Raw genomic sequence first — 11711 nt, 5'->3', positions numbered from 1 at the left:
CTACAGCGAAACGGACGAAAATCCCACAGATATGAGAAAAAAACAGTCTTTGATATTTTGGGTGTTGTGTATGAGTATACCACTTCTGCTCATCAAGTAGCATAGCGAAAAATTTGAAACCCGTCAGGGTTTATTTGATGTGCCTACTTTCATGATATCTATAAAAAATAATAAAAGACTCGTGAAAAGACAACATTTTGTATGGAAATATACCTTAAGTTGATGGATGTGTGATGTGACCCCATGCCCATCAACTTAAAAATGTTAACTACCCCCAAGAGTAAAAAATACTATTCGTTCTTGATACTTGTGAGAGAATTTGCAAATTTTGCTATAATGAAATGGAAGAATGGAGAAATAACTGCTGTTATATTTATGGAAATGTTAGAACTAAAGAAAAACACCTTTTATAAAATTATGAAGGAATATGAAGAAGTAAATTAGGGCTTTTCCAATAAAGCGTACCACCAACACTTTAACGAAACTCTAGCAAACCATCCGAATTTAAAATCTGTACGTATTTTGATTGGTAACGGAGAAACATCAAAACGTTTTAATTATAATTTAACTGGATTTGATAAAGACGGTAAAGAAAAAAGAATTAGAATTCAATACTCAAAAAAACCTTCGCAAAGAAGCATTCCTACGCGTCTACTACTCTGATAAAAAAGTTGAAGAAGATGTATCAGGTTGGGAAGAAGTGAAGCAGGACGAGATTCCTGCGAAAGTGAAAGAAAAACTAGCTGCGAAATAATAAAAATAAAAAGGGTTTGGCCTTAACGGTCAAATCCTTTTCTGTTTTCAAAATCTTTTTCTGAAATGACTATGAATCCATGTCTTTTAAATAGAGCTGTTGTTACGCCGTAACCAGTTTGTTTATTTCCACTAATTACATAAGTCTTATCGTTTTTGCACCAGAACCGATACCCCTACATTTATCTGCCTCTTTGGTAAGGCATCGAATAATCCTTACTTATACCATCGCATTTTCTGATAACTTACATGTAGAGGTATCGCTCAATATAACAAAAATGTAATGTTAATGAAATGTAATTCCATCGATACTATAAATGAAATTATATAAAATGAATTACATAAATGAATGGGAATTAAAGAATTTTTATAATGAAAAAGGAGAAGTATTAATGCGAAATATATTAAGTGTAGAAAAAATTGAAAAATATTATGGTAATAAAGATAATGTAACAAAGGCTATAGATAATATTAGTTTTAAGGTAGATGAGGGAGAATTTGTTGGGATAATGGGGCCTTCAGGAAGTGGCAAAACTACATTACTTAACTGTATATCAACTATTGATAATGTTACTACGGGAAAAATAATAATAAATAATAGTGACATTACTCGGTTAAAATCAAAGTCACTAGATAAGTTTAGACAAAATGAATTAGGGTTTATATTTCAGGACTTTAATTTATTAGATACCCTTACTGCTTATGAAAATATTGCCCTAGCGTTAACAATAAAAGGTGAGAAAAGTTCAAAAATTGATGGAAAAATACAAGCAGTTGCAAAATATTTAGACATTGAACAAGTATTAAGCAAATACCCTTATCAAATGTCAGGCGGACAAAAACAAAGGATTGGTTCGGCAAGAGCTATCGTAACAGATCCATCTTTAGTACTTGCAGATGAACCAACAGGATCGTTAGATTCTAAATCAGCTAGATTATTACTTGAAAGATTTGAAAGTCTAAATAAGGATTTAAAAGCTACAATACTTATGGTTACTCATGATGCATTTACAGCAAGCTATGCTCGTAGAATTCTTTTTATTAAAGATGGAAAAATATTTATCGAGTTGGTAAGAGGGAATGATTCTAGAAAAGAATTCTTTACTAAAATTATCGAAGTTATAACCCTTCTTGGAGGTGACGATAATAATGTACTCTAAGATTGCTATTGGGAATGTAAAGAAAAGTCTTAAAGATTATGCAATATATTTCTTAACACTAACACTGGCTGTTTGTATATTTTATAGCTTTAACTCAATAGAATCACAAAAGGCACTTATGGAAATTAACGCTTCAGATAGAAAGTATGTGCCTACAGTAATGAACGCTATCTCAAATGTGTCAGTATTTGTATCCGTAATATTAGGTGGTTTAATATTGTATGCAAATAATTTCTTAATCAAAAAACGTAAAAAAGAATTAGGAATATACATGACTTTAGGTATGGGAAGAAGAAACATATCCAGAATATTAGTAACAGAGACATTTCTAGTTGGTATTATATCTTTAGTGAGTGGGCTTATAATAGGTATTGGAGTATCACAGGGATTATCTACATTTGCATTAAAGTTATTTGACTTGCCCATCAATAAATATAAATTTGCAATTTCAACAGGTGCTATAGGTAAAAGCGTATTATACTTTGGAATCATGTTTTTGCTTGTTATGTTATTTAATGTATATGTTGTTTCTAAATACAAAATAATTGATTTGTTAACAGCAGGTAGAAAAAACGAAGATGTAAAATTTAGAAATCCTCTTATCTATGTAATCACATTTATTATGTGTGTAGCATCACTTGGATATGCATATGTGACTGTACTAAAAATCGGATTGAATTATAATAATCCTATGCTCATGGTATCAATCATTCTTGGCATATTAGGTACACTGCTGTTTTTCTTTAGTTTATCTGGATTTATATTATATGTTGTAAAGAAGAATAAAAAAGTCTATTTTAAAGGGTTAAATATATTTATCATCAAACAAATAAATAGTAAGGTTAATACAAATTTTATATCCATGTCTTTAATCTGTTTAATGTTATTCCTTACAATGGTGGCTTTATCTACAGGAATCAGCTTTAACAGAATGATGGACGCAACAATGAAAGAAGTAACACCATTTGATGCCAGTATTACGTTGGAGAATAAGGATGAAAGTTACACTATAGAAGACGTATTAAATAAATTTAATTTTAAAATAAGTAATAACGAAAAATATGTATCTTATAATGTATATCGAACAGGGATGGAAGTGGTGGACTTTGTACCAGAAGGTAAAGATTATAATAACGATATAGATTTCATTAAAGTATCTGATTATAATAAAATTTTAAATCTTAAAGGTGAAAAGGAAATCACTTTAAATAACAATGAAATTTTACTTTTATCAAATGAAAGCCGGTTGGTTAATTCGACAAATGAAAGATTAAAAAATAGCAATAAGGTGAATATTAAAGAAAAAGAATATCTGGTAAAAAACGCTAAAGTTATACAAGAGAATCTTTACACTTATGATGTGCGAACTAATTACTTCACAATCGTTATAAATGATGAGTTTTTATCAGGCTACAAAATTACTGCATCCGTACTTAATGTAAATTATTTAGATGAAAATAGAGAAGAATATAATAAAAAATATGATAGCGTTGCACGGGGCTTTTATGACGAAAATGGCCCGAAATTAAATATTAATCGTATAGCAGGCATGTCAAAGGATGAAGTTTGTGCAGGAAGTAAGGGATTGAAAACTATCGTACTGTTTATTGGAATATATATAGGTATTGTATTTTTAATAACGAGTATGGCTGTATTAGCTCTTCAACAATTATCAGAAGCCAGTGATAGCATAGATCGATATAAATCTTTGAAGAGAATTGGTTCAAATGGAACAATGATCGACAAAACGATTTTTATTCAAACTTTCGTATACTTTAGTCTTCCAGTTATTCTTGCCATAATTCATTCTATAGTTGGAATTTATGTAGTCAATAATTATATTAACACAATTCAACAAACAGACATTATTTTACCAGCATTGATGACTGGCTTAGTATTTCTTGTAGTTTATGTAGTATATTTCTACACGACATATGTCGGGTATAAAGATATTGTAAAAAGTAATACTTGATTTTATAATGCTCATTAGGGCTATTACACCTTGTTTTTCAAGATGTAATAGCCTTATATTCTGTATAGGGAGGGAAAAGTCATGAAAAAAATCATTCTGATTGAAGATGACGAAATCATCAGAGAAGAATTACAAAATTTTTTTATAAAGTATGGATATGAAGTAAAGGCTCCCACAGATTTTAATCATATTATCGAATATATAGAAAGTGAGAATGCAGACCTTATATTACTAGACATAAATCTTCCTGTGTTCGATGGCTATTATATATGCAGAGAAATACGTAAAACTTCAAATGTTCCAATCATCATGGTTACAAGCAGAGATAGTGATGTAGATGAACTAATAAGTATGAATTTAGGAGCAGATGATTTTATAACAAAGCCTTATAATACAGAAATACTATTAGCAAGAGTAACAAACATTTTAAGAAGAACATCTGGAGATTTAAAGACGAATAATATCTTAATTTATAGAGATTTTAATTTGAATCTTTCAAATGCAACAGTTACTTATCAAGACAAGTCTGTAGAGTTAACTAAAAATGAAGTTAAGATACTCTCATGCTTAATAAATAATCGCGGTAATATTGTAAAAAGAGATTCACTCATGGAAACCTTATGGAAATCTGATTATTTTGTGGATGATAGCACCTTAACTGTTAATATAAATAGATTAAGAAAAAAGCTTGAAGAGATAGGTATAGAAAATCCAATTGCAACAAGAAGAAGGTTAGGGTATATAATGCCATGAATATAGGTGAATTTATTAAAGATAAAATGTTAGTAATACTATCTAATGTACTGGTATTTATTATACTAGCAGGTATATTGCTGACTGCGAATGTTCAGTTCATTATAATATTCTTTGTCTTTTGTATTTGGTTTTTTCCATTGATTTCATATATGGCTATAGAATTTATAAAATATAAAAATTATTATAATGAGATTAATGGCATATTAGAAAACTTGGAGAAAAAATACCTACTTCCAGAGGTAGTAAAGGAAGCAAACTTTATACATGGGGAAAAGCTTAACGCTATACTGAAAGAAATAAGTAGAGATATGCATGAAAATGTAAAATATTATAGAGATATGCAAATAGATTACAGAGAATATATAGAGACATGGGTGCATGAAATTAAGACACCGATAGCTTCTACAAAGCTAATAATTGAAAATAATCAAAATGAAGTAACTAATAAAATTGACTCTCAAATGGATCGAATCGAGGGGTTTGTAGAACAGGTTCTGTATTATTCTCGAAGTAATAACGTTAATAAAGACTATATTATAAAGCCAATCAACCTTGATAATGTAGTAAGGAATGTAATTAAAAAAAACTATAGGGATTTTATTCATAAGAGAATAAAATTAGACATACAGGATATTGATGAAATCGTATATAGTGATGGAAAATGGGTTGAATTTATTATTAATCAAATAATAGGAAATTCTATAAAGTACTCAAATAACAAAGAACAAATGATACGTATATACTCAATTAAGAAAGCTAACTCAGTAATACTAACTATAGAGGATAATGGAGTAGGGATAATAACTAAAGATATAAATAGAGTTTTTGAAAAAGGATTTACTGGAGAGAATGGAAGGAGATTTAGCAAAAGTACAGGAATGGGCTTGTATCTATGCGAAAAACTATGTTCAAAATTAGGATTGAAAATTGGCATTGAATCTGAAGTGAATAAAGGAACTAGAGTTACATTAATATTTCCTTTATCAGGTATGGTAACTTTTGAGTCTTATTTATAAAAGAAATGCTGCCATCTTTCCACGAATTTCGTATGAAACTTATAAACAAATTTAAAACGGTATGAAAAGAGTAGAAATTCTCTTCATACCGTTTGTTTTTTTAGCCATTTAACATATTGCTATATTTAATTGTGAATCGGATGGATGTTAATCTGGATTAGTCATTACTATTTTTGATGTCCACTAATACTTAACGTAAGATTTGGTTCGGTTGCTACACAGACCTCGTAAGCGAGAAATTGTACGCTATATAAAACAGTAAAATAAATATCCGGTCCCTTAGCGTACAAGGAACCGGATGTTTTGTGTCTAAATTGTGTCCAAACGTACAATTTTCTTTTTTGGATATGGTGAACCCTAATTGGATTAGATATTCATATTCATTTTGCAACAACCAAACTTCGTTTTTTCAGTGTACAATGAATTACATCAATTACTAACGATCGCATAAAATCCATCTGCAATCATACCAACTTTTTATCTGTTAAGAAACTTTGCACCAGCCTCCTTTTAGTAGTGAACGTTTCAAGAGTGGCCGTATATTCTTATGACAAAATGCTGTAGAAAGCTTAAGAATTCTTAAGAACTTTTGCCCTTTTTTCTTAAGGTTTGGACTCTAGAGTATGATTATGAATTCAAACCAGTGGGGTGATTAGGTATGAAAACAATTCGCTTTCTTATTTCTGTATATAATGCACTAAAAATCAGTTGGTGCAGCCATTCCAAGTTCAAGGTTTCTTGGAGACAAAATGATTGAAGGAATTGATTTGAAGAAAGTGAATTACATTGTCAAATATGGACTGAGTACAGGTGTATTCACAGAAAAATTAATTAAAAGAAGCAATCTCAAGACAATTATTTTATTAGTGGAAAATAATAGGGGATTTTATTTTTTTACTAAAAGCAAAATTTAAAGAAGAAGGGAACTTATTAATTGTATATGGATCAGCAGTAAATATTGAACAATATATTAGGGGGAACGATATTACGTATATACATTATGTTATTTCTTGTCTTCCGTTTGCAAGCTTAAGAAAAAGAGAAGATAGAAATGTATCACCTGCTTATGTCTTTAGCTGTTTAATACGAGAAAAAATATGGAGGAATACTATGGAGTCAAAAATTCTTATTGTCGATGATGATAAAGAGATTAGAAATCTTATCTCTGTTTATTTGGAAAATGAAGGTCTGAAAACTCAAAAAGCTGAAGATGCTATGGAAGCTTTACAACTGTTAGAAGAAAAGGAATTTGATCTTATTATTTTAGATATTATGATGCCGAATATGGATGGTATTGAAGCTTGCATGAAGATTAGGGAGAATCGCAATATGCCTATCATTATGCTATCTGCAAAATCTGAGGATATAGACAAAATTCAAGGTCTAGCCTCTGGCGCAGACGATTATTTATCAAAGCCGTTTAACCCATTGGAATTAATCGCTAGGGTAAAATCCCAATTAAGAAGGTTTAAAAAATACAATACGTCAATAGAACATAATAAAAGCATTCTAGAAATTGGTGACTTAACCGTGAATACAGATACTCGTCAAGTATGGGTAAGGGGAAAAGAAACAAGGCTAACTCCAAAAGAGTTTGATATTCTCGAACTACTTGTCCGTAACAAAGGGATTGTCCTGAGTGTTTCAAAAATATATGAATCAGTTTGGAAAGAGGTTTTTTATAAATCAGATAATACCGTCATGGTGCATATTACAAAAATAAGAGACAAAATTGAAGAAGATTCTAAACATCCCATTTATATTAAAACTGTTTGGGGAATTGGGTATAAAATATGAAGAATGTTAGTTTCAGAAATAAGATTATTATAAAACTTCTTGGTGCTGTTGCAGTTAGTTTTTTTATTTCATTTGGTTTAACAATCCTCATTTTGGCATACGTCATAGATCCATTATTTGTAAAACACAAAGAATTTGGTATGTTTGAATTCAATTTGGCATTGTTGTTCTTATTCGCGTTCACAATCTTTAACTTTATAATAATTTTTTTGATATTGGTTCGAAAGAAAATAGTATATTTGAAGCTCATTTCGGATAATGTGAATGATATTGCAAATGGAAAACTGGGTTTGACCATTGGGATTAAGGGGAAGGACGAATTGACCCAACTTGCTCAAAATATCAACTATATGTCCAAGGAATTGGAAAATACATTTGAACAAGAAAGACGATTAGAACGTACAAAAAATGAACTTATCACCAATGTATCTCATGACTTACGCACACCGTTAACATCTATTATTGGCTATATAGATTTATTAAAAAGAGGGCAATACAACAGTAACACACAATTACAGGAATACCTTGAAACCACTTATTCAAAGTCACAGAGACTGAAATATTTAATTGATGAGCTGTTTGAATATACTCGTTTATCAGGCATAGATGCTAAGTTAAATCTTAATGAAGTTGATTTATCAGGTTTGTTGGAGCAAATAGTTGGAGAATACATTCCTATATTTGAAAAGGAAAGCTTAATCGTTCAAAAATCAATCACACAAGAAACAATACCTATCTTCATAGATGTAGAAAAAATGGTACGTGTATATGAAAATCTCTTTATGAATGCGATAAAGTACAGCATGAAACCATCTGAATTATCAATATGTCTTGAACTAATAGGTAACAAGGCAATTTTGAAAGTGTCAAATAAAGTCGAGAAACCGCCTGTTAGCGATCCAAATAAATTGTTTGAAAGGTTTTTCAGGGGGGACAAGGCAAGAAAAGATGACCAGGGAAATGGTCTGGGCCTTGCTATCTCAAAAAGAATTGTTGAACTTCATCATGGTAATATACATGCAGAATATAAAGATGGTTGGATGTCCTTTATTGTTGAACATCCAATTAGATAGAAAGCTTATGGAACTACAGGTTCCATAAGCTTTTTTTATAAAAACTTAAGAATTCTTAAGGATTTTACAGGGTGTTTCCTAATTTTCATAGTTTATCATGTATGTATTCAAAGCGATGAGGAGTGAGGAGAAATTAAAAAGAAAATTTTATTTACAGCTTTCAAGTGGATACATCGTGACACCCTCATGAAAAAGGTAGATGCAACACGACTATTTTGTTAGTAGCAAATATGAATAACCCTTATTTTATAGAAATAAAAAAACAAACGTAGGAGGATATATATGATAAAACCAGTTGTAGATGTAAAAAACATTCAAAAATTGTACGGTAAAAAAGGTGAGAATCAATCACACGCGTTAAAAGGTGTATCATTCTCAATTCAAGAGGGAGAATTTGTTGGTATTATGGGGCCTTCTGGTTCTGGTAAAACAACATTATTAAATGTAATTTCAACGTTAGACACAGCAACGGGCGGCATTGTTCAAATTGCAGGTACGGATATAACGAAAATGAAACAAGGTGAGCTTTCTGATTTCCGTTCGCAAAAATTAGGATTCATTTTCCAAGACTTTAACTTATTAGAGAATTTATCTATATATGAAAATATTGCACTACCACTTTCACTTCAAGGTGTTTCATCTCGTAATATTGGAAAGAAAGTAGAAAAAGTAGCTGATATGTTAGGCATTACAGCAATACTTCAAAAGTATCCTTCTGAAGTATCTGGTGGACAAAAGCAACGTTCCGCAGCAGCACGTGCGTTAGTGCATGAACCTGCAATTATTTTAGGGGACGAGCCAACTGGAGCTCTAGATTCTAAAAATGCGACGAGTTTACTTGATGCCATGACAAGCTTAAATAAAGAGCAAGGTGTATCCATTATGATGGTTACGCATGATCCTTACAGCGCAAGTTACTGTCAGCGTATTTTATTCATTCAAGATGGTGAGTTATATAAAGAAATTCATCGCGGTGGTACCCGTGAAGAATTCTATAAAGAAATTTTAGACGTGCTTGCAAACTTAGGCACACAAAAAGCGTAAGGAAGGAAGTTCAATCATGTTATTTAAGCTTTCTATGTCAGGCCTAAAAAGTAAGTTGCAAGATTACATTGTTTTACTTGTTGGTCTTATTGTCTCTATTTCAACTTTTTATATGTTTCAAACGCTAGCATCCAATAAAACGTTCCTTGAATCTAACTCTTCTATTAGGGATATTGTGTCTGTATTTAAAATTGGTTCCTTTTTGTTAGCGGTTATCACATTTTTCTATATTTTATATGCAAACTCTTTCTTATCAGCTCTTCGTCAAAAAGAATTTGGTATGTATATGATGTTAGGAGCAAAAAAGCATAAAGTTACCTTACTTATGTTTATCGAAACAATCATATTAGGTGCCACATCTCTTTTGATTGGAATTACAATTGGTGTAGGACTTGCAGAAGGTATCGGTCAGCTATTAATGAAACAACTCGAGTTTGCTGGCGAAGGTTATAAAGCATTTTATCTGCCCTCTATAGCTATTACTTGCGTCTTCTTCTTTGCACTATTTGTTTTATCGGCAATTATGAATAGTATTAAATTATCTCGTATTTCTGTACTGCAACTTGTACATGCAGATGAACAAACAGAACGTGTTGCCATAAAAGGAAAAATGACAGTTGTAATTGCATTCCTTGGTATTCTTTTATTAGGTATTGGTTATGCATCACTGATTTATATGTCATATGCAAATTCGCTAATTGTTTTGGGATTAATGGCCGTTGGATTAATCTCAGCAACCATTGGTACTTACCTTATATTTGGATCACTTCTCCCAGTTATGATTAACAAGCTAAAGAGTAATAAAAAACGTAGTGAAAAAGGCCTCAATGCTTTTACTTTTGCACAATTAAATTTCCGCATTAATGGTCTAACAAATGTGCTTGCAACAGTAGCAATCTTAGTGGCTCTTGGTGCTGGTGGAATTGCTTGTGGTATGGCATTTAAAAACAACATCCTAAAAATGACAGATCAAATACAAATTTACGATTCAGTCATTCATAATCCAACAGCGGAAGAAAAGACAATTTTGGGTGGTATCTTATTTCAAGAAAAACTAGAATATCATTACAAAGTGGATGATAAGTATGTTTATTATCTTAAAGAAGATGTAGAGAAAAATCGCCCTTTCATACAAGGTATGAAAATAGAGAAAGTTTCAGAGGAATTACCCATTGGTGCATTTTCAATAAAACGGCCTAAAGGAGAGACATATACAAAACAATGGATCCAGGCTTTCAGAACGATCCAGCCAAATTATTTATATCCTGATTATGAAATGAAAATTGTAGATCAAAACATATACGATGGGTTTAAGGGTAAAGAAAGTACTGTGTTTATGGGAAAAACAGATGATTTTGGATCATACATAAAAGAATGGAAAAAACTTGATGAATTACAGATAGCAAAATATAAAAATGTGAAAGCGGAAGAATTGGATAGTAAGTATCAAGCATATATTATGAGTCATGGTTTTGCCAGCGGACTAATGTTTATGGGTTTCTTCGTTGGAATTGCATTTTTAGCAATGATGGCAAGTTGCTTAATGTTTAAAGTTCTGTCGGGAGCATCAAAAGATGTAACACGTTATCAAATGCTTCATAAAATTGGTGTCCGCCGAGAATTATTAACAAAATCAATTTATAAAGAGTTATTCTTCATATTCTTATTCCCAGCAATTGTGGGGATTACTCATATATTAGTTGGAATGAACATGTTTAGCCCTCTTTTAATCGATCCGTACTCTCGCATTTGGTTACCACTTGTTATTTTTATAGTAATTTACTCGATGTATTACTGGATTACTGTTCAATTATTTAAAGGAATTGTACTCCCGAAAGAAAATTAATGTAATGATATTATTTATACGAAATATCAACATAATCTGACCTCATTTATTGATCATTCTGAATGGGTTTGGAAATAATATATGGACTAGCACTACGATCCATAAACAATTGGTTCTAGTGTAAAAATTCTAAAATTATATCGTTTACCCTAAGAACGGACTATTTCATGGTCTTATCCCTGTCAAGTAGACAATATTAAAAAGACTAAGCAGCCATCGAGATTCGATATTCTATCGGAGCTCGGTGGTTGAGTCGTTTTTGGAACCGTTTATAGTTATAAAAATAAATATACT

General features: G+C 31.1%; 9 protein-coding genes and 1 pseudogene. 9 read left to right on the top strand and 1 reads right to left on the bottom strand.

The window, feature by feature from the left end; genetic code table 11:
• Positions 1-531 precede the first annotated feature (531 nt).
• From BWGOE10_RS11680 to BWGOE10_RS11635, 9 genes and pseudogenes are all read left to right on the top strand, one after another.
• Positions 532-754: pseudogene (locus BWGOE10_RS11680) on the top strand (YxeA family protein); the annotation flags it as partial.
• 391 nt (positions 755-1145) lie between these two features.
• A complete protein-coding gene (locus BWGOE10_RS11675; protein ID WP_070142999.1) occupies positions 1146-1913 on the top strand; it encodes an ABC transporter ATP-binding protein in 768 nt (255 codons plus the stop codon).
• Positions 1903-3885 (top strand): FtsX-like permease family protein, encoded by a 1983-nt coding sequence (locus tag BWGOE10_RS11670; protein WP_070142997.1) that lies wholly within the window; start codon positions 1903-1905, stop codon positions 3883-3885. Before BWGOE10_RS11675 ends, BWGOE10_RS11670 begins: the two co-directional genes overlap by 11 nt.
• Positions 3886-3966: 81 nt before the next feature.
• Positions 3967-4638 carry a response regulator transcription factor gene (locus BWGOE10_RS11665; RefSeq protein ID WP_070142995.1) on the top strand — a complete coding sequence of 224 codons (672 nt, stop codon included), beginning with the start codon at positions 3967-3969 and terminating at the stop codon, positions 4636-4638.
• Positions 4635-5657: a sensor histidine kinase gene (locus BWGOE10_RS11660; protein WP_070142993.1), complete on the top strand. Its 1023-nt coding sequence runs from the start codon at positions 4635-4637 to the stop codon at positions 5655-5657. The genes BWGOE10_RS11665 and BWGOE10_RS11660 overlap by 4 nt, the downstream gene beginning before the upstream one ends.
• A gap of 1110 nt (positions 5658-6767) precedes the next feature.
• A complete protein-coding gene (locus BWGOE10_RS11650) occupies positions 6768-7454 on the top strand; it encodes a response regulator transcription factor (protein WP_070142991.1) in 687 nt (228 codons plus the stop codon).
• Entirely contained in the window at positions 7451-8527 is a 1077-nt protein-coding gene (locus BWGOE10_RS11645) for a sensor histidine kinase (protein WP_070142989.1), read from the top strand. The genes BWGOE10_RS11650 and BWGOE10_RS11645 overlap by 4 nt, the downstream gene beginning before the upstream one ends.
• A 282-nt stretch (positions 8528-8809) precedes the next feature.
• Positions 8810-9571: an ABC transporter ATP-binding protein gene (locus BWGOE10_RS11640; RefSeq protein WP_070142987.1), complete on the top strand. Its 762-nt coding sequence runs from the start codon at positions 8810-8812 to the stop codon at positions 9569-9571.
• Positions 9572-9587: 16 nt separating this feature from the next.
• Positions 9588-11417, top strand: coding sequence for an FtsX-like permease family protein (locus BWGOE10_RS11635; protein WP_070142985.1), 1830 nt, complete (start codon positions 9588-9590; stop codon positions 11415-11417).
• Positions 11418-11622: 205 nt separating this feature from the next.
• On the opposite strand, the gene BWGOE10_RS33985 is transcribed toward BWGOE10_RS11635, so the two are convergent.
• Complete coding sequence (locus BWGOE10_RS33985) at positions 11623-11706, bottom strand: hypothetical protein (RefSeq protein ID WP_354267861.1); 84 nt, start codon at positions 11704-11706, stop codon at positions 11623-11625.
• Positions 11707-11711 lie beyond the last annotated feature (5 nt).

Origin of the sequence: Bacillus mycoides (assembly GCF_001757995.1) — a bacterium.
GTDB lineage: Bacteria > Bacillota > Bacilli > Bacillales > Bacillaceae_G > Bacillus_A > Bacillus_A mycoides_B.
The sequence above is the reverse complement of the archived record's forward strand: the minus strand, read 5'-3'. Positions and strand labels throughout refer to the sequence as shown.

Bases quoted from the DNA above. Each gene is read 5' to 3' on its own strand.
- BWGOE10_RS11665 (WP_070142995.1), top strand. From the start codon at position 3,967: ATGAAAAAAATCATTCTGATTGAAGATGACGAAATCATCAGAGAAGAA.
- BWGOE10_RS11640 (WP_070142987.1), top strand. From the start codon at position 8,810: ATGATAAAACCAGTTGTAGATGTAAAAAACATTCAAAAATTGTACGGT.
- BWGOE10_RS11675 (WP_070142999.1), top strand. From the start codon at position 1,146: ATGCGAAATATATTAAGTGTAGAAAAAATTGAAAAATATTATGGTAAT.
- BWGOE10_RS11660 (WP_070142993.1), top strand. From the start codon at position 4,635: ATGAATATAGGTGAATTTATTAAAGATAAAATGTTAGTAATACTATCT.
- BWGOE10_RS11650 (WP_070142991.1), top strand. From the start codon at position 6,768: ATGGAGTCAAAAATTCTTATTGTCGATGATGATAAAGAGATTAGAAAT.
- BWGOE10_RS11670 (WP_070142997.1), top strand. From the start codon at position 1,903: ATGTACTCTAAGATTGCTATTGGGAATGTAAAGAAAAGTCTTAAAGAT.
- BWGOE10_RS11645 (WP_070142989.1), top strand. From the start codon at position 7,451: ATGAAGAATGTTAGTTTCAGAAATAAGATTATTATAAAACTTCTTGGT.
- BWGOE10_RS11635 (WP_070142985.1), top strand. From the start codon at position 9,588: ATGTTATTTAAGCTTTCTATGTCAGGCCTAAAAAGTAAGTTGCAAGAT.